Consider the following 21,868-nt stretch of genomic DNA (forward strand, 5'->3'; position numbering starts at 1 on the left):
TAATGGACGCGAACACCAGGAGCACCGATGGCCGCAAACGAATCCCCCGCGGGCGCCCGCCCGGGACGCGCTGAAACCCCTCCGGCCGATCATTGGCAACGCTGGAGCGCCGAGACGGCCAGCAGCGCTCCGGCCGCACCCGCAGCAGTCACGCCACAGGGTGCCGCCGCCGATGCCCCGGCCATCCACAGCGCACCACCGCCGCTTCCCGGTCCGGTGGTGCTGGCCGAGGCCGGCAACAACGACCAGGCGCCGCCGCCGTCCGATTCACCGTATCGCGTGCTGATCGTCGAGGACGACCGCGCGCAGGCCCTGTTCGCACAGAGCGTGCTGCACGGCGCCGGCATGCAGGCGATCGTGCACAGCGATGCCGACGGTGCGCTGCAGGCGATCAAGGAGCATCGCCCTGACCTGATCCTGATGGACCTGCACCTGCCCGGCCTGGACGGCATGCGTCTGACCGCGCTGATCCGCCAGCAGCCCGGCCTGCAGCTGCTGCCGATCGTGTTCCTCAGCGGGGACCCGGACCCGGAACGCCAGTTCGAGGTGCTCGACAGTGGCGCCGATGACTACCTGAGCAAGCCGATCCGTCCGCGCCACCTGATCGCCGCCGTGGCCAACCGCATCCGCCGCGCACGTGCGCAGGCCGCGACCCTGCCCGGTGCCACCGGCGCACCGGCCACCAGCAACCCGGAAACGGGGTTGCCGACGCGTCATCACGTGCTGCAGCAGCTCAACGCCGCACTCGCCCACCGCGACCGGGGCGGTGTGCTGTTCGTGGAGGTGTCCAGCGCGCTGGGACTGCGCGAGCGCTATGGCTATGCAGCCTTCGAGCGCCTGATGGTGCAGGCGGGGCAGCGCCTGGCGGAAGCCGGCCACCCGCACCTGCTGGCACGCCTGAATGACAACAGTTTCCTGCTGCTCGTACGCAATACCGACGAGGACAGCCTGGAAGGCATCGCCGCAACGCTGCGCGAGCAGTTGTCGGCGCGCGCCTTCGTGATCCGCGACGACGAATCCGTGCACCTGCGCGGCGTGGTCGGCTACGCGCCGCTGTCGTCCGGCTTCGAGGATGCCAACAGTGCGCTGGAGGCCGTCGAACGCACCACGCTGCAGGCACGCCTGCTCAGCGCCGGCGTGGCAGGCCACGTGCACCGCGACGTGATCAGTGAGCAGGAGCACCTGGCGTTGCTGGAAGGCCAGCTGGAACTGGCCTACCAGCCGATCGTCGCTGTGGCCGGTGGCAACACCGCGCAGTACCAGCTGCTGCTTCGCCTGCGCCAGGCTGACGGCACGGTGCTGGCAGCCGGCCAGGTGATCCCGGCCGCGGAAGCCGCCGGGCGCATCGCCGACCTTGACCAGCAGGTGATGGATCATGCGCTGGGCCTGCTGGACCTGTACCGGCACGCGACGCAACCGCTGAACCTGTTCGTTTCGCAGTCACTGCGCACCCTGCAACGCGATGCGTTCGCGGATTGGCTGCTGGAATCGCTGCAGCAGCGCGACCTGCCCGGCAGCGCGCTGGTGATCGACGTGCGCCTGCCCGACGCGCTGATCCATGCCGTGCCGCTACAGCAGTTCTGCCAGCGCATGGCCGGCGCCGGCGTGCGCTTCTGCCTGAGCCAGTTCGAGCCCGGGGGCGAGGCTGACGCGTTGCTGGGCCAGCTGCCGTTGTCGTTCGTGCGCATGGCCGCACGCTTCTCCAGCAGCCATGCCAACCCCGCCACACGCGAAGAACTGCGCAAGGCGATCGAACGGGCACATGCAGAAGGGTTGCAGATCATCGGCCAGCAGATCGAGGATCCGCAGGCTGCAGCCGCGATGTGGGTCGGCGGGGTCGATTACATCCAGGGCAACATGGTGCAGTCGGCCGGCAGCGACCTGAACTTCGACTTCCACAACGCGGTGCTCTGACATGCCGCTGTGGGGCGCGCTGCTGGTTGCCCTTGCTGCGGCCGCCATGGCGCTGCTGTTGGGCCTGCGCCTGCGCACGCGCAGCCGCGCACTGGCCCAACTGCGGCGCGAGCACAGCGCGCTGGCCGCCGAGCGTGACCAGCTGCGCCACACCACCGAACGCCAGGGCCAGCTGGAACAACAGCTGCTGCAGGCCAAGCAGGCCGCCGAAGCGGCGGTGCTGGCCAAGGGCGAGTTCCTGGCCACGATGAGCCACGAGATCCGCACGCCGCTCAACGGCATCCTGCCAATGCTGGAGCTGATCGCGCGTGGGCCGCTGGGCGAGGACCAGCGGCAGATGCTGGCTACCGCCTCGGCCAGCTCGCAACAGTTGCTGCGCATCGTCGACGACATCCTCGATTACTCACGGCTGGAAGCGCAGGCACTGGAACTGGAGATCACCAGTTTCAATCTGCGTGACCTGCTTGATGGCGTCGTGCAGCTGATGCAGCGCGCGGCCGATTCCAAGGGCCTGTCGCTCGACCTGCAGCTGGATCCCTCCGTGCGCCTGCCGGTGCGCGGCGACCCGGTGCGCCTGCGCCAGGTGCTGAGCAACCTGCTGGCCAACGCGATCAAGTTCACCGCGCGCGGCCAGGTGCAGTTGCGCGTGCAACGGCTGGGCGAAGGTCCTGCACAACACCAGCTGCGCTTCGAGATCATCGACACCGGCATCGGCATCGATGCGGCCCTGCAGGCTCGCCTGTTCCAGTCCTTCAGCCAGGCCGACGCCTCCACCACCCGCATCTACGGCGGCACCGGCCTGGGCCTGGCCATCTGCAAGCGCATCATCGACCTGATGCACGGGCGCATCGGCGTGCAGTCCACGCCGGGCCACGGTGCGACATTCTGGTTCGAGATCCCGCTGTTGAAGGTGCCCGGCGACCTGCCGGCAATGGCGCGCACGCCGGCCCCGCTGCTGCTGTTCAGTACCGATGCGATCCTGCAGGCGCGCATCGAGCGCATCGCGGCCCATCATGGACTGCAGGTGCATGCGCTGGCGCAGGCCAACGCCGTGGTCGAGCGCCTGCGCGCGGCACCACGGCCGGCGCAGCCGGCTCCGGCCTGGCTGCTGGTCGATGCACGCGCGCGCCGCATCGGCGAAGTGACCCTGCAGCAGGCGTTGGCCGAGCGTGGCGAGGACGACGCGCTGCAGGTCCTGTGGCTGCAGGACGATGCTCTTCCGGCACGCCCGCGCCAGCGTCAGCTACCCGCGCACTTTGATGACGCCGCACTGCATGCGCTGCTGGCTGCACCGGCCGCGCCTGCGCGCCCTGCCGCGTTGCTGGCCAATGTCGAAGAGGGGCAGCCCACGCCCCCGCTGCCGCCCTTGCACCTGCGGGTGCTGCTGGTGGAGGACAACACAGTCAACCGGATGGTGGCCGAGCATCTGCTGCGCGTGTTCCAGTGCGAGGTGCGCAACGCCACCGATGGCGAGCAGGCGCTGACCGCCCTTCGCGAAGGCGGCGTGGACGTGGTGCTGATGGATTGCCAGATGCCGGTGCTGGACGGCTACGCCGCCACGCGCCACTGGCGTGCGGAAGAAGCAGAAACCGGGCGCGCGCGGCTGCCGATCATCGCGATGACCGCCAATGCCATGGCCGGGGATCGCGAGCGCTGCCTGCAGGCCGGCATGGACGACTACCTGTCCAAGCCGATCGCACGCACCACGTTGCATGCGCTGTTGAAGCGCTGGGGGGACGGTAAGGCTGCATCACCTGCACGGCCTTCTGCAGAGCCGGGCCATGCTCGGTTGACGGCCAATAGCAGTCGCGCTCCATCAGCCGAGCATGGCTCGGCTCTACAAGACGACGACAGCCGAGTCGGCTCCAAGCCACAGCCGGTGCTTGACCGCGATGTGCTGGACGAACTGCACGCGGTGATCGGCGACACCGCCTTCCAGATCATCACGGTGTTCCTGGACGATGCACCGGCCATGGTGCAGCAGCTGCAGCAGGCCGCGCAGGGCAGCGACGAGCCGCGCCTGCAGGCAATCGCCCACAGCCTGAAGTCATCGAGTGCGAACGTGGGGGCATTGTCGCTGTCGGCGGTGGCGCAGCGGATCGAACACGAGGCCCGCAGCGGCAGCGTGCAGCGCCCCGCCGTGGCGGTAGCGCTGCTGGTTGCCGAATTCGCCCGGGCACGCGTGGCGCTGACGGGCTACCTGGCACAGCATCGCGCCGGCCAGGCCGGCTGACTTACTCTTCCAGCTTGCTCAGCAGGTACTTCGGCTCGCCGATGCGCTCGATCAGGTCCAGCTGGGTTTCCAGCCAGTCGATGTGCTCTTCTTCCGAGTCGAGGATCTTCACGAACAGCTGGCGGCTGACGTAGTCACCGACCGAATCGGAATAGGCCACGGCCTCGCGCAGGGTCACCACGCCGTCGCGTTCCAGCGACAGGTCGCACTGCAGGATCTCGGTCGGGTTCTCGCCGATGCGCAGCTTGCCCAGCGCCTGGAAGTTCGGCAGGCCTTCGAGGAACAGGATGCGGTCGGCGAGCATGTCGGCATGCTTCATCTCGTCGATCGATTCCTTGTACTCGTGTTCGGCCAGCTCCTTGATGCCCCAGTTCTTCAGCATCTTGGCGTGCAGGAAGTACTGGTTGATCGCGGTCAGCTCGTTGTAGAGGACCTTGTTGAGGAATTCGATGACCTTGGTGTCGCCCTTCATGGGGATGCTCCTGCACGCTGAAAACGCAGGCACTTTAGCGCCTTGCGCGCAGTCGTGAAGGAACGCGAATCGTGCGCATTGGCCTGTGCGGCCGCACGTGAAGGATGCGGAAGCGCGGCGTCAACGCGCCGCGAAAGAGACGATCAGGCGACCTGGGCCAAACCGAGGACCGGCAGCGGCAGATCGTGGGTGGCGCGCGCCTTGGCCAGCAGATCGCCGGCCATGTCCAGGCAGGAACCACAGGTAGCGCCACAACCGGTACGCATCGTCAGCTCGGCCACCGTGCTGACGCCATGGCTGGCGGCTTCGCGGATCTGGTGATCGGTGACTCCGTTGCAGATGCAGACGTACACAGGCGTGAACCGGGCTGACAGGCCAGGAGTGGCCTGTTGGCTATTCCAATGGAAACGAGAATGGTTGTCAATCAGAGACCTGAACCATTCTCGATAACGTTCAGCCGTTCACGTCGCCGGACCATCGCCGGTGGCCTTCTTCGGCCAGTAGCCGCGGGTCCGCGGGCGCTTGCGTGGGCGGTCATGCCCGGCGGTATGGCCTGGCATCCAGGCCTCGGCGGCACTCTTGGGCATGGCGGTCACGCCCTGCCCGGCCACTCCGCGCGCCAACGGCGCCAGGTGTCGCAGGGCACGCGCATAGACGCCACGCTTGAACATCACCACGTGCTCCACCGGGTACCAGAAGTCCACCCAGCGCCAGTGGTCGAACTCGGGCGAATCGGTATGGTCCAGCTGCACATGCGATTCATCGCCGGTCAGGCGCAGCAGGAACCAGACCTGCTTCTGGCCGATGCAGACCTGCCGCTCGTTGCGGCGGATGGCCCGCGCCGGCAGCTTGTAGCGCAGCCAGCCGGGTGTCGCCCCGAGCACTTCCACATGCTCAGGCAGCAGGCCGGTCTCTTCCTGCAGTTCACGATACATGGCCTCGACAGGCGTCTCGTCGGTGTTCATGCCACCCTGCGGGAACTGCCAACCGTCCCGGCGCACACGTCGTGCCCAGAACACCTGGCCGTCCTGCCGCATCAGCACGATGCCGACGTTCGGTCGATAGCCGTCCGGATCGATCACGATGCGGACTCCTAAGAAAATCTACTGGTTGGGACTATCCCATGCCCTCTGTCGGCCCACAAGCACGACACAAAAGTGTTGACAGGGACGATACACATCCGCAGAATAGCGGGCTCACCAAGGCTATGTAGCTCAGCCGGTTAGAGCACAGCACTCATAATGCTGGGGTCGGTGGTTCGAGTCCACCCATAGCCACCACACTGAAAATCAAGTTGTTTTCCAGTGTGAAAAGTGAGAAAATAGTTGCACGTTTTGCCCCGTCGCCAAGCGGTAAGGCACCTGACTCTGACTCAGGCATTCGGTGGTTCGAATCCATCCGGGGCAGCCAAATTAAAAGCAAAAGGCCAGATCGAAAGATCTGGCCTTTTGCGTTTAATCTGGTCGCGCATTCCACCTTATCCCCGCGCCTGTCGGCGCACCCCCTTGAACATCAAGGGGGCTCCCCTCCAGAGAGAGGCCCGGGGTCGGATCCTTTTCCAAAGGAAAGGGCTCTGACCCCACCCCTTCCGAGATGCGAAACCATGGGTAGTGCCGGCCGCTGGCCGGCAACCCGGAAATGCACCCCCCCGAAACGACAAAAGCCCGGCCGAAGCCGGGCTTTTGTTTTTCCATCCAGCGGGCTCCCGAAGGAGCCCAACCAGGCGCGGTAAATCAGCGCTTGGAGAACTGGGTGGCGCGGCGGGCCTTGTGCAGACCGACCTTCTTACGCTCGACTTCACGGGCGTCACGGGTCATGAAGCCAGCCTTGCGCAGCTCGGACTTCAGGGTTTCGTCGTACTCGACCAGAGCACGGGCGATGCCCAGACGGATCGCACCGGCCTGGCCGGTGGTGCCGCCGCCAGCGGCGGTGACCAGGATGTCGAAGCTTTCGGTGTTCTTGGTCAGCTCGAGCGGCTGGCGCACGATCATGCGCGCAGTCTCACGACCGAAGAACTCGTCCAGCGGACGGCCATTGACGGTGATGTTGCCCGAACCCTTGCGCAGGAACACGCGAGCGGTGGAGGACTTGCGGCGGCCAGTGCCGTAGTTTTGAGTGATAGCCATGATTAGATATCCAGAACCTGCGGCTGCTGTGCGGCGTGCGGATGCTCAGTGCCGGCGTAGACCTTGAGCTTGCGGTACATCTGGCGACCCAGCGGGCCCTTCGGCAGCATGCCCTTGACGGCGATCTCGATCACGCGCTCCGGGTGGCGCTCCAGCGCCTGTGCCAGGGATTCGGTCTTCAGGTTGCCGATGTAACCAGTGAAACGGTGATACATCTTGTCCTGCAGCTTCTTGCCGGTGACGGCAATCTTTTCTGCATTGATGACGACCAGGTAGTCGCCGGTATCAACGTGCGGGGTGTAGACCGGCTTGTGCTTGCCACGCAGACGGCGGGCCAGCTCGGTGGCGAGACGGCCCAGGGTCTTGCCCTCGGCGTCGACGAGGTACCAGTCGCGCTGGACGGTCTCGTTCTTGGCAGTGAAAGTGCTCATGAAGAACTCTAGGTTAGGTCGGGCTCATTGCGGCGAAAGGCTCGCCGGAACTCTGCCACGCGTTGTGAAAAGGTGAAGCGTAAGAGGTGGGATTGTACTCACCTTGCAGGGCTCGCGCAACCCGCACCCAAGGCCGGGTTGGCAGGGGCGCGGGGCCGGGCGAGAATCGGGGGTCTTCCGCCCCACCGTGTACCGCCATGACCGTGCCCCGCCAGATCACCCCGCTGGACCACCTGCTGACCGAGGCGCAGCGCGCCCTGGACACGGTGTTCGGCAACCCGCCGGCGGCCCGCCCCTACCCGGCCGCGGACACGGGTGAGCCGGGCATGGACAGCGCCGAACGTCGCCACGCGGCCGGGCTGATGCGGATCAACCACGTCGGCGAGGTCTGCGCGCAGGGCCTGTACTTCGGCCAGGCCGCCGTGGCCCGCGACCCGGCCACGCGTGAACACCTGCTGGAAGCGGCCCAGGAAGAGACCGACCACCTGGCCTGGTGCGCCGCCCGGCTGGGCGAACTGGACAGCCGGCCCAGCCTGTTCAACCCGCTCTGGTATGCCGGCAGCTACACCATCGGCACCCTGGCCGGGCTGCGTGGCGACGGCTGGAACCTGGGCTTCGTGGTCGAGACCGAGCGCCAGGTGGAGGCGCACCTGGACGAGCATCTGGTTGACCTGCCGGCCGGTGACCTGCGCAGCCGCGCGGTCATCGCCGTGATGAAGGACGACGAGGCCCGCCATGCGGAGCACGCCGAACAGGCCGGCGCACGCCGCCTGCCATTCCCGATCCCCGGCGTGATGGCAGTGGCCTCCAAGGTGATGAAGACCATCGCCTACCGCATTTGAAGGGTTGCCCGCACCAACGGTGCGGGCCTACCAAGAGGTGCGGTGGGGCCCGACCGTTGGTCGGGCCATCAATCAGTTCGGCGAGACCAGCTTCAGGCCGATCACACCCGCCACGATCAGGCCCACGCAGGCCAGGCGGGCCGGCGATGCGCTGTCGTTGAACAGGTAGATGCCCAGCACCGCCACGCCCATGGCGCCGATACCGGTCCAGATCGCGTAGGCCGTGCCGACCGGGATGCTCTTCATCGCCTGGCTCATCAGGTACAGGCTGATCAGCGCGGACACCACCGTGGCAACGGTGGGAAGGGGTTTGCTGAAGCCTTCGGAGTACTTCATTCCGAGGGCGAAACCGATCTCGAACAGGCCGGCCAGCAGCAGGTAGATCCAGGGCATGGGTGGGGGCTCCTTACCTTTTTTTGAGAAAAACGAAACGGCCCGGTGTTTTCACACCGGGCGTGGGTCGGTACATCACCGTGGAACCATGCCGCCTGCGCGACACCAGTTCCACGGGGCGGGTCGTCCCGCCTGGGCGGCGATGCCTGCGGGCATCGCGCATGGGGCTTACTCGGACAGGTTCCGGCCGTGGAACAGCTCTTCGATCTCGCGCTTGAGCAGCGCCTCGATCTTCATGCGTTCCTTGAACGACAGGTTCTTGGCCTTTTCCTCGAACAGGTACTGGTCCAGGTCGAAGTCCTTCAGGTGCATCTTCGTGTGGAAGATGTTCTCCTGGTAGACGTTGACGTCGAACATCTCGTAACGCGACTTGATGTTCTTGGCTAGGAAGTTCTGGATCGAGTTGATCTTGTGATCGATGTAGTGCTTCTTGCCCTTCACATCGCGGGTGAAGCCACGGACGCGGTAGTCCATGATCACGATGTCCGACTCCAGACTCTCGATCAGGTAGTTCAGCGCCTTCAGCGGCGAAATGACGCCACAGGTAGCCACATCGATGTCGGCGCGGAAGGTCGCGATACCTTCCTGCGGGTGCGTTTCCGGATAGGTGTGCACGGTGATGTGCGACTTGTCCATGTGCGCGACCACTGCGTCGGGAATCAGCTCCTTGCCGGCCTGCTTCTTGTCGATCACCGGTTCTTCGGAGATCAGGATGGTCACCGAGGCACCCTGCGGATCGTAGTCCTGGCGGGCCACGTTCAGGATGTTGGCGCCGATGATCTCGGCGACATCGGTCAAGATTTGAGTCAGCCTGTCGGCGTTGTACTCTTCATCGATGTATTCAATGTAACGCTGACGCTCCTCTTCGGTGCGCGCGTAACACACGTCATAGATGTTGAAGCTCAGCGCCTTGGTGAGGTTGTTGAAACCCTGCAGCCTCAGGCGAGGCAACGGCTTGACCACGGCGGTCGATTCCTGTGTAAGAAGGGAAAGGGTGAATTATGGGGCAAACTGTCCCCGGGGGGAACGTGAAGACCGCTCACATCTGGCACACTGTTTGCCCTTAACAATTGCGCTGGTTAAGCTCCGCTATCGACCCCGTGAATCCGTTCATGCGCAGAGGGAGCGCTCCTATCGTGTCAACCGTGCGCCTAGCTAGCAGTCCACTGGCCCTGGATATCGCCACAATCGATCGTTTCCTGGCGCACAGCCACAGGCGGCGATACCCCACCCGTACCGACGTCTTCCGACCCGGTGACCCGGCGGGAACCCTGTATTACGTCATCAGCGGCTCGGTTTCGATCATGGCCGAGGAAGATGACGATCGCGAGCTGGTACTGGGCTACTTCGGTGCCGGCGAGTTTGTCGGCGAGATGGGCCTGTTCGTTGAATCGGACCGCCGCGAGGTGATCCTGCGGACCCGTACCGCCTGCGAGCTGGCCGAAATCAGCTACGAGCGCCTGCACCAGCTGTTCCTCGGCCCGCTGTCGGCCGATGCCCCGCGCCTGCTCTACGCGCTGGGCCAGCAGATCTCCAAGCGCCTGCTCGACACCAGCCGCAAGGCCAGTCGCCTGGCGTTCCTGGACGTCACTGACCGGATCGTGCGCACCCTGCACGACCTGGCGCAGGAGCCGGAGGCGATGAGCCACCCGCAGGGCAGCCAGCTGCGCGTCTCGCGGCAGGAACTGGCCCGTCTGGTGGGCTGCTCGCGCGAAATGGCTGGCCGCGTGCTGAAGAAGCTGCAGACCGACGGCCTGCTGCATGCACGTGGCAAGACCGTGGTGCTGTACGGCACCCGTTGAGCAACCGGTGGGTGCGGACCTTGGTCCGCACTCCTTCGCGCGCTAGGCTCGGTGCATGGAACTGAGCAGCGAATTCTGGTGGTTCATCCTCATCGGCCTCGGCGCGCAGCTGGTGGACGGCGCGCTGGGCATGGCGTTCGGCCTGGTGTCCTCGTCGGTGATGCTGAGCATGGGCCTGCCGCCGGCGCAGGTCAGCGCCAGCATCCACACTGCGGAAGTGTTCACCACCGGCGCCTCGGGTGTGTCGCACCTGGCAGCCGGCAATGTCGATAAGCGCCTGTTCCTGCGTCTGGCCCTGCCCGGCGCAGTGGGCGGCGCCGTGGGCGCCTACGTGCTCACCCAGATCCCCGGCGACATCATCCGGCCACTGATCTACCTCTACCTGCTGGTGCTGGCCATCATCATCCTGGCCCGCGCGGCCGGGCGCTGGATGCCCCAGGGCGAGATCCGTCGGGTGCCGGTGCTGGGCTTCTTCGCCGGCCTGCTCGACGCCAGCGGCGGCGGCGGCTGGGGCCCGGTGGCCACCTCCACCCTGCTCGCCCGCGGCGGCCAGGCGCGTACCACCATCGGTACGGTCAACGCGGCCGAGTTCATCGTCACCCTGACCATCTCGGCCACCTTCCTGCTGTCGATGGGCGTGCAGCACCTGCAGATCGTCGCCGGCCTGCTGATCGGCGGCATGATGGCCGCGCCGGTGGCGGCGATCCTGGTCAAGCGGGTGAAGGAGCGCTGGGTGCTGGTGGCCGTCGGCGTGCTGGTGCTGGGCATCAGCCTGTTCCAGATCGGCCACGCGGTGTACGGGCACCTGTACCGCTGAGCGCAAGGACCTGTAGAGCCGAGCCATGCTCGGCTGCTCCTGGCGGGAAAGCAGTCGAGCACGGCTCGACTCTACAAAGGCAGCCGAGCATGGCCCGACTCTACAACAGGCTCGAATCAGCCTTGTCGCCACCGCGGTCCACGCAGCCCCAGTTGAGGATGCGGGTGCCCGCCGGCAGCACGCGGCGGAAGAAGTCCACCCTGCCCGGCTTCGGGTTCACCACCACCGGCGCTTGGCAGCCAGCAGCAGCGGCAGGTCGGCGGTGCTGTCGGAATAGGCGATGTCGATGTCGCCGTAGCCGCGCTCGCGCAGCATGCGCATCTTCTCTTCATTGTGGCAGTGGCGGGTCGGGCCGACGCCGCCCAGCCGCGGGCCGACCTCGGTACCGATCACCGGCACGTCCTGATGGGCGACGAAGGCCAGGATCGCGCGCGCAAGTTCCGGCGGTGCGCCTGTAGCCACCACCACGCGGTCCCCCTTGGCACGGTGCGCGGCGAACACCTCCAGCGCCTGCGGCAGCAGCTTGGCGCGCATCTGCGCCTCGTTGCGCAGCACGTAGGCGTCGATCACCTTGTTGAAATCGCGCGCACGGTGCAGGCCGAAACTGCCGATCCACACATAGACCGAAATACCCGTTCGACGGGTCGGCAGCATCGCCACCAGCGGCCCGGCGATCGGGGTGACCAGCAGCGCCGCCAGCATCCGCAGCGGATTACGCTTGATCAGCGAGGCGAACAGGTGGGTGCCCGAATCGCCGTCGTACAGGGTGTGGTCGAAGTCGAAGACCACCAGCGGCGCATCCTCGCGCGGCGTTGGATAGTGCGTTTTCATGCCGCGAAGAATAGCTGACGCAGGCCCTCGCCCGGCTCTTCCACGCGCATGAAGGCCTCGCCCACCAGGAACGAGTGGATGCCGGCGTCGCGCATCAGCGCCACGTCCTGCGGGCCGAGGATGCCGCTCTCGGTGACCAGCAGGCGATCACGCGGCACCGCCTTCTGCATGTCCAGCGTGGTCTGCAGCGACACCTCGAAGGTGCGCAGGTTGCGGTTGTTGATGCCGATCATCGGCGCCGGCACCTGCAGCGCACGCTCCAGCTCGTCGATGTCGTGCACTTCCACCAGCACATCCATGCCCAGCGACATCGCCAGTTCGGACAGCGTGGCCAACTGCGTGTCGTCCAGCGCGGCGACGATCAGCAGGATGCAGTCGGCGCCCAGCACGCGCGCCTCGTACACCTGGTAGGCGTCGATCACGAAGTCCTTGCGCAGCACCGGCAGCGTGCAGGCGTCACGGGCCTGCTGCAGGTAGGCATCGGCACCCTGGAAGAAGTCCACATCGGTCAGCACCGACAGGCAACTGGCGCCGCCGAACTCGTAGCTGACGGCGATGTCGGCCGGGCGGAAATCCGGGCGGATCACGCCCTTGGACGGGCTGGCCTTCTTCACCTCGGCGATCACCGCCGGGTCGCCGTTGGCCACCGCCGCCTGCAGCGCGCGCACGAAGCCACGTACCGGCGGGGCGCTGGCCACGGCGGCCTGCAGGTCCTCGAGGGGACGCTGGGCACGGCGCTGGGCCACTTCTTCGGCCTTGCGGGCCAGGATCGTCTGCAGGATGTCGCTCATCGTCGTCGGTTCAATGCGGGGGCGGTGAGGACGGCCATTATCGGCCATCGAGGGGGTCGGGCTGAACCGCGCGCTCAGGCTACCAGCGCGCGGGTGGTGTCAACGTACTGCTGCAGGCGCTGACGGGCGCTGCCGTTGGCGATGGCGGCACGGGCGCGGGCCAGGCCATCGCCGATGTCGCTGGCCACGCCGGCCACGTACAGCGCGGCGCCTGCGTTCAGGGCCACGATGTCCAGCGCCGGGCCAGGGGTGTTGTCCAGCACCGCACGCAGCATGGCAATGGACTGCTCCGGGCCATCCACGCGCAGGTTGCGGCTGGCCGACATGGCGATGCCGAAGTCCTCCGGGTGGATCTCGTACTCGCGCACCTTGCCGTCACGCAGCTCGCCGACCAGGGTGCCGGCGCCCAGCGAGATCTCGTCCATGTTGTCGCGGCCCCAGACCACCATGGCGCGCTCGGTGCCCAGCTCGCGCAGCACGCGTGCCTGGATACCCACTAAATCGGGGTGGAACACGCCCATCAGCACCGACGGTGCGCTGGCCGGGTTGGTCAGCGGGCCGAGGATGTTGAAGATGGTGCGCACGCCCATCTCGCGGCGCACCGGCGCGACCACCTTCATCGACGGATGATGGATCGGCGCAAACATGAAGCCGATGCCGGTCTGTTCGATGGCCGCGGCCACCTGCGCCGGCTGCAGCTCGATGGCCGCACCCAGCGCTTCGACTGCATCGGCGCTGCCGGACTTGGACGACACGCTGCGGTTGCCATGCTTGGCCACGCGCGCGCCGGCGGCAGCGGCGACGAACATCGCGCAGGTGGAGATGTTGAAGGTGTGCGAGCCATCGCCACCGGTGCCGACGATATCGACCAGGTGGGTGGTATCGGCCACCGGCACCGCCAGCGCGAACTCGCGCATTACTGTGGCCGCCGCGGCGATCTCATCGATGGTTTCCTTCTTCACGCGCAGGCCGGTGAGGATGGCGGCGGTCATCATCGGCGACACGTCGCCGCGCATGATCTGCCGCATCAGGTCGACCATTTCGTCAAAGAAGATCTCGCGGTGTTCGATGGTGCGTTGCAGGGCTTCCTGGGGGGAGAAGCTCATGGGAATGCTCCTTGGATCAAGCCGCCGGGCGCTGCAGGAAATTGCGCAGCAGGGCGTGGCCGTGTTCGGTGAGGATGGATTCGGGGTGGAACTGCACGCCCTCCACCGGGAACTGGCGATGGCGCAGGCCCATGATCTCTTCGATCGAGCCGTCCTCGTTCTCGGTCCAGGCGGTCACTTCCAGCGCGTCGGGCAGGCTGTGCTTGTCCACCACCAGCGAGTGGTAGCGGGTAGCCTGGTAGCGGTCCGGCAGGCCGGCGAACACGCCCTTGCCTTCATGGCGGATGGGCGAGGTCTTACCGTGCATGATGTTGCCGGCACGGATCACCGTACCGCCGTAGACCTGGCCGATGCCCTGGTGGCCAAGGCACACACCGAGGATCGGCGTGGTCGGGCCCAGGCGCTCGATCAGCGCCAGCGACACGCCCGCTTCGTTGGGCGTGCACGGGCCGGGCGAGATGACGATGCGCTCGGGTTTCTGCGCGGCGATCTCGTCCACGCTCATCGCATCGTTGCGCACCACCTTCACCTCGGCGCCCAGCGTCTGCAGGTACTGCACGAGGTTGTAGGTGAAGCTGTCGTAGTTGTCGATCATCCACAACATGGTCAGGTTCCGTCGCTTATCAGGAAAATGGCGTATACGTTTTCGGTGTAGGTGATGGGGCCGGCTTCGATGGATTCGCGTTCAGCGGGCGCCGGCGCCGAGGCCGGTGCGTAGCTGCCGGTCACCGAGATCCTGTCGAGATACTCACCATCCTCGCCCGGCTGCGGCCATTGCCCGGCCTGGATGCCATAGGCAAAGTTCGGCGCCACATCGGAGATGCTGTACAGGCCGCGCACTTTTGTTCCATAGGCCTTGGCAAGTCCCTGCGCGGACTCGCGGGTCTTGGCCGCGGCCTCGCCCTTGAGCTCGCGGCGCAGCGCGACTTCACCGGAGTAGGTCGGGGCAACGCTGCTGACCTGCACGTTCTCATTGGCCTTCAGTGCGCCCAGCACGTCCTGCATCTGCTTCACGCTGGCGAAGCTGGCGCGCAACTGGCGCGACACCTGGGTACCCATGAAGACCTGCCGGCTCTGCTCATAGCGGGTTGCCGGACCGATCCGCAGGTTGTCCGCACGTACGCTGCCTTCCACCGCCTTGTACTGCTTGAACAGCGCCAGCACGCGGGCAACGTTGTCCTGCACGCGGCGGCGCGCCGCATCCGCGTCCATGTCGGTCTCTTCGATGTTCAACTGCAGGCCGAACCGATCCGGCATCACCACGCGACGCGCCTCGCCCTTCACCAGCAGGTGCGGCTGCGAGGGAATGGTATTGGCCTGCGCCCACGCAGGCGGGGCCATCGTGGCCAGCAGTGACGACCACAGCAATGCGCTCAGCAGCTTCATGCGGTACTCCTTGTCTTGAATGGGAACAGCGGAAGGTGCCGCGGCGTCGGCCACGGCACGGTAGAACTCACAGACCCTTGGCGGCCTGGGCGACGGCGCGGAACAGGGCACGGCCCTTGTTCATCGTCTCGTCCCATTCCTTGTCCGGGTCCGAGTCGTAGACGATGCCGGCGCCGGCCTGCACGTACAGGCGGCCGTCCTTGATCACCGCAGTGCGGATCGCGATCGCGGTATCGGCATCGCCGTGCCAGCCGATGTAGCCGATGCTGCCGGCGTAGACATTGCGCTTGATCGGTTCCAGCTCGCGGATCACTTCCAGCGCGCGGATCTTCGGCGCACCGCTGACCGTACCGGCCGGGAAGGTGGCGCGCAGCACGTCGGCGTAGCTCAAGCCCGGCTGCAGCTGCCCGGTCACTTCGCTGACGATGTGCATGACGTGGCTGTAGCGTTCGATCACGAACTGCTCGCCCACTTCCACGGTACCGGCTTTGGACACGCGGCCGGCGTCGTTGCGGCCCAGGTCGATCAGCATCAGGTGCTCGGCGCGTTCCTTCGGATCGGCCAGCAGCTCGACTTCCAGCGCCTGGTCCAGCTCGGGCGTGGCACCACGCGGGCGGGTGCCGGCGATCGGGCGCACGGTCACTTCTCCGTCCTGCAGGCGCACCAGGATTTCCGGCGAGGAGCCGACCACCTGCAGGTCGCCGACATCGAGGAAGTACATATAGGGCGAGGGATTCAGTGCACGCAGCGCGCGGTACACATCCACCGGGCGCGCCTTGAACGGCACGCTCAGGCGCTGGCTGAGCACCACCTGGAAGATGTCGCCGGCACGGATGTACTCCTTGCTGCGCTGGACCGCATCGACGAAGCCTTCGCGGGTGAAACCGGAAACGAAATCGGACTCGTCCAGCACGTCGCTGTTGAGCGGTGCGGGATAGCCGGCACCCGGTGCGCGCAGCTTGGCGGTCAACGCATCCAGGCGTGCCTGGGCCTGCTCGAAGGCACCGTCGGTACGCGGGTCGGCATGCACGATCAGGTACAGCCGGCCCTTCAGGTTGTCGAACACCGCCAGTTCGTTGGAGTCCAGCAGCAGGATGTCCGGCGTGCCCAGCTCATCGCGGCCAGCCGGCGGGGCCAGGCGCGGCTCGATGTAGCCGATGCACTCGAAACCGAACCAGCCGACCAGACCACCGGTGAAGCCCGGCAGGCCGTCCAGCTTCGGCACCGAGTGGGCGCTGCGCAGCGCCTCGACCTCGGCGAAGGGATCGGCCACTTCGCGGGTTTCCACGACCTGGCTGTCCTCGCGCACGGTCAGGGTGTGCCCATGGAAGGCGTACACGCGACGTGCCGGCAGGCCGATGATCGAGTAACGACCAAAGCGCTCGCCGCCTTCGACGGATTCAAACAGGTAGGTATTGGGGCCGTCGGCGAGCTTCAGATAAACCGAAAGCGGCGTGTCCAGGTCGGACAGCACTTCGCGGACAACGGGAATATGGGTGTGGCCTTCAGCGGCCTGCTGCAGAAACTGAGCGTGCGAGTTCAAGACGACTTTCCTTCCGGGACACAGCGTTATGGGGGCGGACGACGGCAACGGGCCACCATCGCCACCAACGGCGTGCGGAAGAAAGGGTATGCGGGGTCGTCAGGCTGGACACCCCTTGACTGTATCGCAGGATCGGCGGGAGGGGAACCCTGGGAAACTGAACCACGGGACGGGCGGGGCCAGCCACGGGAACCGACGACGCGGACCGGTAGAGTCGACTGTTAGTCGACTTGCGCGCGTAGCGCGGGGTTTTACGCCGTCGGAACGAAAAGCAGTCGACTAACAGTCGACTCTACCTCCCTACCCAGCCAGCAACGGGCAACCGGCCGGCAGGTGCATGCGTACCCGGCCCGGCACGCACTCGATCCGGAAACGCTGGGCCTGCACAGGTTCACCGTCGAGGTTGAGCGTCAACGGGCGCTCGGACTCCACCTGCAGCCACGGCAGCCGCGCGCGCGTTGCCAACTGTTCCAGCGCGGCCTGGGTGCCGGACTTCAGCATCTGGCCGAGCGTGGCCGTGACTTCACCCTCCAGCTCCGGAAGCACGGTCACATCCAGCAACCCATCATCGATCAGTGCCTGCGGACACAGTTGTTGGCCGCCACCGGCCTGGCGACCGTTGCCGATGCCGAGCGCGATGAAATCGCCTTCCCACGCGAAATCCGGGCCCGACAGGCACGCGTGGATCGGCTCGATCCGCCCCAGCTTGGCGATGCCGGTGATCACGTAGGCCAGCCCGCCCAGCATCTTCTTCAAGCCGGCATCGGTCTCCACCGTCACCTGCGTGCCGAAGCCACCGCTGGCGAGATTGGCGCACCACCATTGCGTGCCATCGGCGTCCACGCGCAGAAGATCGATCGCATGCGGCGTCGCCTGCCCGATCAAGGCGAAGGCCTCCTTCGGCTCGGTGGGAATGCCGGCGGCCGTGGCGAAGTCGTTGGCGGTCCCCATCGGAATCAGTGCCAGTGATGGCAGCGCATCCGCTGGTTCCTCACGGTGCGCCAGGGTCTCGGCCACCGCACTGAGCGTGCCATCGCCACCGGCGGCCACGATCACGTCCACACCATGATCGATCGCCTCGGCCACGTAGCGTTCGGCGTCGCCATCCTCCCACGTCACCCGCACTTCCAGTTGCACGCCCTGCCCGCGCCAATGGCCGACGGCGTCGCGCAGGGCGTCATCGCCGGCGGATTTACCGTTGAGGATCAGGCGCCAGCGCGGGGTGGTCATGCAGAGCTTCCAAGTATGCGGTGGCACAGGCTAGCAATGCGCTGTTTGTCCGCAGTGAATGTCACGCAGATGTCATTCAGCTACCGGAGAATGGGAGGCCATAGCAGGGACGACGGATGGAGGCAGGATCAGCCTCCCACGCATGCAGCGAGGCCACGCCAGTGATTGGCGTGGCTTTTTTTGCCCAGCAGTAGATCCACGCCATGCGTGGATGCACGTCATCTCACCCGTTGGCGAAATCGTGCAGCGCCTGGCCCTGCAGCCGGTACACGGTCCACTCATCCTGCGGTTTCGCGCCGGCGGCGGTGTAGAACTCGATGGCCGGGGTATTCCAGTCCAGCACCGACCATTCGAAACGACCGCAGCCCTCGGCCACGGCCTGGCGTGCGATGTACTTCAGCAGTGCCTTGCCGGCGCCGGCGCCGCGCTTTTCCTGGCTGACATACAGGTCTTCCAGGTAGATGCCCTTTCGGCCCAGCCAGGTCGAGTAGTTATAGAAATACACGGCGTAGCCGATGGCCTCGCCGTCGGCTTCGCAGATCAGTGCGCGTGCAGTGGCATCGGGACCAAACAGGCTCTCGGCGATGCCGATCTCATCGGTCTGCACCGAATGCTCGGCCTTCTCGTAGATCGCCAGCTCGCGGATGAAATGCAGGATCAGGCCAGCATCGGCCTCGGTGGCCGGACGGATGTTCAACAGTGCCATGCGCAGATAAAGGGGACGGAGGGAATTAAACGAGATTAATCCCCTCCGTCCCCTTTTTGTCAGCGTGCCGCGGCGACGTTCGCACGCATCTGCGCGATCACGTCCTGGTAGCTGGTCTTGGCGTTGAAGATGGCCGAGCCGGCGACAAAGGTGTCGGCACCGGCAGCCGCGATCTGGCCGATGTTGTCGGCCTTCACGCCGCCGTCGATCTCCAGGCGGATGTCCTTGCCGCTGTCATCGATCATCTTGCGCACCACCTTCAGCTTGTCCAGCGCCGAGGGGATGAAGGCCTGGCCACCAAAGCCCGGGTTGACCGACATCAGCAGCACCAGGTCCAGGTCGTCGAGCACCCAGTCGAGGATATCCACCGGGGTAGCCGGGTTCAGCACGATGCCCGGCTTGCAGCCCAGCGAGCGGATCAGCTGGATGGTGCGGTGCACGTGGCGGCTGGCCTCCGGGTGGAAGCTGATGTAGGTGGCACCGGCCTCGGCGAAGTCCGGGATGATGCGGTCCACCGGCTCGACCATCAGGTGCACGTCGATCGGGGCGGTGACGCCGTGCTTGCGCAGCGCCTGGCAGACCATCGGGCCGATGGTCAGGTTCGGCACGTAGTGGTTGTCCATCACGTCGAAGTGGACCCAGTCCGCGCCGGCGGCGAGGACGTTGTCGACTTCCTCGCCGAGGCGGGCGAAGTTGGCGGACAGGATGGAGGGGGCAATGAGGCAGTGGGACATGGCCGGGCCTTGCAACGAGGGGAAAGAGGGTCAGCGCTTGCGCAGGGTCTTGATGCGGTCGTAGGCGGCATTGATCCGCCGCGACTTCTGCTCGGCCTGCTGCTGCAGCTCGGGGGCGGCGCCGCCAAGCTTGTCGGGGTGGTACTGCGAGATCAGCTTGCGGTAGGCGCGCTCGACCTCGGCATCGGTAGCCTCGGAGGTCAGCCCCAGCTCCCGGTATGGGTTCTCCTTGTTCAGGCGGAACCAGTCCGAGTCAAAGGCATGGCCGATCAGCAGGCCGACCACTGCACCAAACAGCGGATTGGGCCGGAACAGCAGGGCGCCGGCGATGAATCCGAGCAGTTTTCCGTACCAGCGCATGGCGCTCCGGGGTCGACCGACGAAATGGACGCTCATTTTACGTCACAGCGGGCCCGGACGGCTTTACACTAGGCCGCCCGCTGGTCAGCGGGCCCGCCGGGTCCGTTGGGCAGCCGTATCGACAACGCCCCAGGAGTGCCCGTGCCAACCACGCTGTTGCAATCCGATCTCCCCGGCCTGCCCTTGCGCCACCGCGGCAAGGTGCGTGATGTGTTCGATATCCCGCGCGAGCGGCTGCCCGCAGGGACCCCGCCGGGCGACTACCTGCTGATGGTGGCCACCGATCGCCTGTCGGCGTTCGACGTGGTCCTGCCCGACCCGATTCCGGGCAAGGGCGAGATGCTCTGCCAGGTTTCCAACTTCTGGTTCGCCAAGACTGCGCACCTGATGCCCAACCACCTCACCGGCATCGACGTGGCCAGCGTGCTGCCCGAGGGCGTGGACCCGGCCCTGTACGCCAAGCGCGCGGTGGTCACCCGCAAGCTGAAGCCGGTGCCGGTGGAGGCGATCGCCCGCGGCTACCTGATCGGCAGCGGCTGGAAGGATTACCAGCGCACCGGCAAGGTCAGCGGCATCGACCTGCCCGACGGCCTGCGCCAGGCCGAGCAGCTGCCCGAGCCGATCTTCACCCCCTCGACCAAGGCCGCTGTTGGCGACCATGACGAGAACATCGATTTCGATGCGATGGTGAAGCAGGTCGGTGCGGACCTGGCCGAGCGCGTGCGCGACGCCACCCTGCGCATCTACAAGTTCGCCGCTGATTACGCGCGCGAGCGCGGCATCATCCTGGCCGATACCAAGTTCGAGTTCGGTACCGACGCCGATGGCCGCCTGTACATCATGGACGAGATGCTGACGCCGGATTCCTCGCGTTACTGGCCGGCCGACGAGTACGAAGTGGGCACCAGCCCGCCGAGCTACGACAAGCAGTTCGTGCGCGATTACCTGGAGACGCTGGACTGGGGCAAGACCGCCCCGGGCCCGAACATCCCGGCCGAGATCATCGAGCGCACCCGCGCCAAGTACGCCGAGGCGCTGCAGCGCTTGGCCGGGATCAGCGTCGACTGATCCCCCTGTCCCCGTCCGGAAGGGCGGGGGCGTATTGAAGGCGCGACCGCCGACGGCGGTGCGTCTGCTGGGATGCGGTCGACTGCGTAGAGTCGACTGTTAGTCGACTGCTCTTCGTTCCCACGGCGAAAATTCCCGCGCTGCGCGCGATAGTCGACTAACAGTCGACTCTACCCGGTCGGCCCCGCCCCATCGGTCCCACCCGGTGCGCCCCACCCATCGGTCCCACCCGGTGCGCCCCACCCATCGGGCCGACCCGGTGCGCCCCACCCCGTCCGCCCACCACTTCGCCGCCCCTCACCGCCCGGCCCCGGCGGAGTATGCTGGCCGCATGCAGACATCCACCGAGCTTGCGCGGCCGATCGACCGCTATTTCGCCAGCTACTCCGACGACCACCGCAATGTGATCAACCAGCGCATCCACGTGGTGGCGGTTCCGGCGATCCTGTGGTCGGTGGTGGCCCTGCTGTGGTGCCTGCCGCCGCTGATCACCTGGTTCCAGTACGGCATCTGGTCGGCGTTCGCGATGTTCAGCGCCTGGTGCTTCTACAACAAGCTGTCGCGCCCGCTGGGCATCGGTATGCTCATCCAGTTCTTCGTATTCGGCTGCCTGTGCCGCCTGCTGGAGGCCGAGATCGGCCTGCACAACCTGTTCTGGCTGGCGGTGGGCGTGTTCGTGGTGGCCTGGATCGCTCAGTTCATCGGCCACAAGTTCGAGGGCCGCAAGCCCAGCTTCCTGACCGACCTGACCTACCTGTTGATCGGCCCGGCCTGGGTGATGGCCAAGTTCTACCGCAAGCTCGACTGGCGCTACTGACCTGCCCAGGGTCGACGACGCCCATCGTTTCCTGAACGGGCGGATTCCGTCACCCACGCTCCACGGCGGCCCTGCCAGCCTGCGCCGGTGACTCGCTCCCCACGTCCCGCCCGCCGACGGCAGCCCCTGTGGGACAGGGCCTGCGGTCCGCCTGCGTGGGCGTAGGGGTGTCCCCCGAGGGCAACCGGGAGGGACTGCAGGAACGCGATGCTGCACCGCAGAAAAAATGAATCAGCGAACGTTACATGCAATTGATCGCTGTTTGA

General features: G+C 66.2%; 23 protein-coding genes, 2 tRNA genes and 1 pseudogene. 9 read left to right on the forward strand and 17 right to left on the reverse strand.

Annotated elements, in window-relative coordinates:
* Positions 1-27 precede the first annotated feature (27 nt).
* Both FQS62_RS20260 and FQS62_RS20265 read left to right on the forward strand, forming a co-directional pair.
* Positions 28-1,914: an EAL domain-containing protein gene (locus tag FQS62_RS20260; protein WP_057501370.1), complete on the forward strand. Its 1,887-nt coding sequence runs from the start codon at positions 28-30 to the stop codon at positions 1,912-1,914.
* Position 1,915: 1 nt separating this feature from the next.
* Positions 1,916-4,147, forward strand: a complete 2,232-nt coding sequence (locus FQS62_RS20265; protein WP_208042856.1) for an ATP-binding protein — start codon at positions 1,916-1,918, stop codon at positions 4,145-4,147.
* A gap of 1 nt (position 4,148) precedes the next feature.
* On the opposite strand, the gene bfr is transcribed toward FQS62_RS20265, so the two are convergent.
* The 3 genes from bfr to FQS62_RS20280 form a co-directional block, all read right to left on the reverse strand.
* A complete protein-coding gene (gene bfr, locus FQS62_RS20270; RefSeq protein WP_005419804.1) occupies positions 4,149-4,619 on the reverse strand; it encodes a bacterioferritin in 471 nt (156 codons plus the stop codon).
* Positions 4,620-4,762: 143 nt separating this feature from the next.
* Positions 4,763-4,972: a (2Fe-2S)-binding protein gene (locus FQS62_RS20275; RefSeq protein ID WP_005411309.1), complete on the reverse strand. Its 210-nt coding sequence runs from the start codon at positions 4,970-4,972 to the stop codon at positions 4,763-4,765.
* 108 nt (positions 4,973-5,080) lie between these two features.
* On the reverse strand, positions 5,081-5,701 hold the full coding sequence (locus FQS62_RS20280) for an RNA pyrophosphohydrolase (RefSeq protein WP_043399361.1): 621 nt from the start codon (positions 5,699-5,701) through the stop codon (positions 5,081-5,083).
* A gap of 121 nt (positions 5,702-5,822) precedes the next feature.
* Between FQS62_RS20280 and FQS62_RS20285 the strand changes: the two genes are divergently transcribed.
* Both FQS62_RS20285 and FQS62_RS20290 read left to right on the forward strand, forming a co-directional pair.
* Positions 5,823-5,899 (forward strand) — tRNA-Met (locus FQS62_RS20285).
* A gap of 55 nt (positions 5,900-5,954) precedes the next feature.
* Positions 5,955-6,029: transfer RNA gene (locus tag FQS62_RS20290), tRNA-Gln, on the forward strand.
* A gap of 323 nt (positions 6,030-6,352) precedes the next feature.
* On the opposite strand, the gene rpsI is transcribed toward FQS62_RS20290, so the two are convergent.
* Both rpsI and rplM read right to left on the reverse strand, forming a co-directional pair.
* Positions 6,353-6,745, reverse strand: coding sequence for a 30S ribosomal protein S9 (rpsI, locus tag FQS62_RS20295; RefSeq protein ID WP_005411311.1), 393 nt, complete (start codon positions 6,743-6,745; stop codon positions 6,353-6,355).
* A 2-nt stretch (positions 6,746-6,747) separates the two neighbouring features.
* The gene (rplM, locus tag FQS62_RS20300; protein WP_005414692.1) at positions 6,748-7,176 is read right to left on the reverse strand and encodes a 50S ribosomal protein L13; all 429 of its coding nucleotides are present in this window, start codon (positions 7,174-7,176) and stop codon (positions 6,748-6,750) included.
* Between the two features lie 197 nt (positions 7,177-7,373).
* On the opposite strand from rplM, the gene coq7 reads away from it, so the two are divergent.
* Positions 7,374-8,018, forward strand: a complete 645-nt coding sequence (coq7, locus tag FQS62_RS20305) for a 2-polyprenyl-3-methyl-6-methoxy-1,4-benzoquinone monooxygenase (RefSeq protein ID WP_049448419.1) — start codon at positions 7,374-7,376, stop codon at positions 8,016-8,018.
* Between the two features lie 72 nt (positions 8,019-8,090).
* On the opposite strand, the gene sugE is transcribed toward coq7, so the two are convergent.
* Entirely contained in the window at positions 8,091-8,411 is a 321-nt protein-coding gene (gene sugE / locus FQS62_RS20310) for a DMT family transporter (RefSeq protein WP_005419816.1), read from the reverse strand.
* A gap of 168 nt (positions 8,412-8,579) precedes the next feature.
* On the reverse strand, positions 8,580-9,374 hold the full coding sequence (speD, locus tag FQS62_RS20315) for an adenosylmethionine decarboxylase (protein WP_014648662.1): 795 nt from the start codon (positions 9,372-9,374) through the stop codon (positions 8,580-8,582).
* Positions 9,375-9,523: 149 nt separating this feature from the next.
* Here speD and crp point away from each other — a divergent pair, with 149 nt between their 5' ends.
* Both crp and FQS62_RS20325 read left to right on the forward strand, forming a co-directional pair.
* Entirely contained in the window at positions 9,524-10,213 is a 690-nt protein-coding gene (gene crp / locus FQS62_RS20320; RefSeq protein WP_010482649.1) for a cAMP-activated global transcriptional regulator CRP, read from the forward strand.
* Between the two features lie 55 nt (positions 10,214-10,268).
* Entirely contained in the window at positions 10,269-11,030 is a 762-nt protein-coding gene (locus FQS62_RS20325; protein ID WP_046983690.1) for a sulfite exporter TauE/SafE family protein, read from the forward strand.
* A gap of 100 nt (positions 11,031-11,130) precedes the next feature.
* Here the strand turns inward: FQS62_RS20325 and FQS62_RS20330 are convergent.
* From FQS62_RS20330 to FQS62_RS20375, 10 genes and pseudogenes are all read right to left on the reverse strand, one after another.
* Positions 11,131-11,861, reverse strand: a pseudogene (locus FQS62_RS20330) (haloacid dehalogenase-like hydrolase).
* Complete coding sequence (trpC, locus tag FQS62_RS20335; RefSeq protein ID WP_100435359.1) at positions 11,858-12,652, reverse strand: indole-3-glycerol phosphate synthase TrpC; 795 nt, start codon at positions 12,650-12,652, stop codon at positions 11,858-11,860. Before trpC ends, FQS62_RS20330 begins: the two are co-directional and overlap by 4 nt.
* A gap of 74 nt (positions 12,653-12,726) precedes the next feature.
* Entirely contained in the window at positions 12,727-13,758 is a 1,032-nt protein-coding gene (trpD, locus tag FQS62_RS20340) for an anthranilate phosphoribosyltransferase (protein ID WP_046983687.1), read from the reverse strand.
* Between the two features lie 16 nt (positions 13,759-13,774).
* Positions 13,775-14,362: an anthranilate synthase component II gene (locus FQS62_RS20345; RefSeq protein ID WP_046983686.1), complete on the reverse strand. Its 588-nt coding sequence runs from the start codon at positions 14,360-14,362 to the stop codon at positions 13,775-13,777.
* A gap of 2 nt (positions 14,363-14,364) precedes the next feature.
* Positions 14,365-15,144, reverse strand: coding sequence for an SIMPL domain-containing protein (locus FQS62_RS20350; protein ID WP_208043954.1), 780 nt, complete (start codon positions 15,142-15,144; stop codon positions 14,365-14,367).
* Positions 15,145-15,211: 67 nt separating this feature from the next.
* Complete coding sequence (gene trpE, locus FQS62_RS20355; RefSeq protein ID WP_208043953.1) at positions 15,212-16,687, reverse strand: anthranilate synthase component I; 1,476 nt, start codon at positions 16,685-16,687, stop codon at positions 15,212-15,214.
* 300 nt (positions 16,688-16,987) lie between these two features.
* Positions 16,988-17,917, reverse strand: coding sequence for a lipid kinase YegS (gene yegS / locus FQS62_RS20360; RefSeq protein WP_208043952.1), 930 nt, complete (start codon positions 17,915-17,917; stop codon positions 16,988-16,990).
* Between the two features lie 223 nt (positions 17,918-18,140).
* Positions 18,141-18,623, reverse strand: coding sequence for a GNAT family N-acetyltransferase (locus FQS62_RS20365; RefSeq protein ID WP_049448432.1), 483 nt, complete (start codon positions 18,621-18,623; stop codon positions 18,141-18,143).
* Between the two features lie 59 nt (positions 18,624-18,682).
* On the reverse strand, positions 18,683-19,357 hold the full coding sequence (gene rpe / locus FQS62_RS20370) for a ribulose-phosphate 3-epimerase (protein WP_208043951.1): 675 nt from the start codon (positions 19,355-19,357) through the stop codon (positions 18,683-18,685).
* Positions 19,358-19,387: 30 nt separating this feature from the next.
* Positions 19,388-19,717, reverse strand: coding sequence for a J domain-containing protein (locus FQS62_RS20375; RefSeq protein WP_005411327.1), 330 nt, complete (start codon positions 19,715-19,717; stop codon positions 19,388-19,390).
* Between the two features lie 141 nt (positions 19,718-19,858).
* Between FQS62_RS20375 and FQS62_RS20380 the strand changes: the two genes are divergently transcribed.
* Both FQS62_RS20380 and FQS62_RS20385 read left to right on the forward strand, forming a co-directional pair.
* Positions 19,859-20,785: a phosphoribosylaminoimidazolesuccinocarboxamide synthase gene (locus FQS62_RS20380; RefSeq protein WP_049448436.1), complete on the forward strand. Its 927-nt coding sequence runs from the start codon at positions 19,859-19,861 to the stop codon at positions 20,783-20,785.
* 331 nt (positions 20,786-21,116) lie between these two features.
* Complete coding sequence (locus FQS62_RS20385) at positions 21,117-21,602, forward strand: Mpo1 family 2-hydroxy fatty acid dioxygenase (protein ID WP_005411329.1); 486 nt, start codon at positions 21,117-21,119, stop codon at positions 21,600-21,602.
* The last annotated feature ends 266 nt before the right edge of the window (positions 21,603-21,868 follow it).

Source organism: Stenotrophomonas sp. SBJS02 (assembly GCF_020428325.2).
In the GTDB taxonomy this organism is placed as follows: domain Bacteria; phylum Pseudomonadota; class Gammaproteobacteria; order Xanthomonadales; family Xanthomonadaceae; genus Stenotrophomonas; species Stenotrophomonas africana.

What these genes read in the sequence shown, in the direction of transcription:
- FQS62_RS20260 (WP_057501370.1), top strand. Translation starts at nt 28, where the DNA reads ATGGCCGCAAACGAATCCCCCGCGGGCGCCCGCCCGGGACGCGCTGAA.
- FQS62_RS20265 (WP_208042856.1), top strand. Translation starts at nt 1,916, where the DNA reads ATGCCGCTGTGGGGCGCGCTGCTGGTTGCCCTTGCTGCGGCCGCCATG.
- bfr (WP_005419804.1), bottom strand. Translation starts at nt 4,619, where the DNA reads ATGAAGGGCGACACCAAGGTCATCGAATTCCTCAACAAGGTCCTCTAC.
- rpsI (WP_005411311.1), bottom strand. Translation starts at nt 6,745, where the DNA reads ATGGCTATCACTCAAAACTACGGCACTGGCCGCCGCAAGTCCTCCACC.
- rplM (WP_005414692.1), bottom strand. Translation starts at nt 7,176, where the DNA reads ATGAGCACTTTCACTGCCAAGAACGAGACCGTCCAGCGCGACTGGTAC.
- coq7 (WP_049448419.1), top strand. Translation starts at nt 7,374, where the DNA reads ATGACCGTGCCCCGCCAGATCACCCCGCTGGACCACCTGCTGACCGAG.
- sugE (WP_005419816.1), bottom strand. Translation starts at nt 8,411, where the DNA reads ATGCCCTGGATCTACCTGCTGCTGGCCGGCCTGTTCGAGATCGGTTTC.
- crp (WP_010482649.1), top strand. Translation starts at nt 9,524, where the DNA reads ATGCGCAGAGGGAGCGCTCCTATCGTGTCAACCGTGCGCCTAGCTAGC.
- FQS62_RS20325 (WP_046983690.1), top strand. Translation starts at nt 10,269, where the DNA reads ATGGAACTGAGCAGCGAATTCTGGTGGTTCATCCTCATCGGCCTCGGC.
- trpC (WP_100435359.1), bottom strand. Translation starts at nt 12,652, where the DNA reads ATGAGCGACATCCTGCAGACGATCCTGGCCCGCAAGGCCGAAGAAGTG.
- trpD (WP_046983687.1), bottom strand. Translation starts at nt 13,758, where the DNA reads ATGAGCTTCTCCCCCCAGGAAGCCCTGCAACGCACCATCGAACACCGC.
- FQS62_RS20345 (WP_046983686.1), bottom strand. Translation starts at nt 14,362, where the DNA reads ATGTTGTGGATGATCGACAACTACGACAGCTTCACCTACAACCTCGTG.
- FQS62_RS20350 (WP_208043954.1), bottom strand. Translation starts at nt 15,144, where the DNA reads ATGAAGCTGCTGAGCGCATTGCTGTGGTCGTCACTGCTGGCCACGATG.
- yegS (WP_208043952.1), bottom strand. Translation starts at nt 17,917, where the DNA reads ATGACCACCCCGCGCTGGCGCCTGATCCTCAACGGTAAATCCGCCGGC.
- FQS62_RS20365 (WP_049448432.1), bottom strand. Translation starts at nt 18,623, where the DNA reads ATGGCACTGTTGAACATCCGTCCGGCCACCGAGGCCGATGCTGGCCTG.
- rpe (WP_208043951.1), bottom strand. Translation starts at nt 19,357, where the DNA reads ATGTCCCACTGCCTCATTGCCCCCTCCATCCTGTCCGCCAACTTCGCC.
- FQS62_RS20375 (WP_005411327.1), bottom strand. Translation starts at nt 19,717, where the DNA reads ATGCGCTGGTACGGAAAACTGCTCGGATTCATCGCCGGCGCCCTGCTG.
- FQS62_RS20385 (WP_005411329.1), top strand. Translation starts at nt 21,117, where the DNA reads ATGCAGACATCCACCGAGCTTGCGCGGCCGATCGACCGCTATTTCGCC.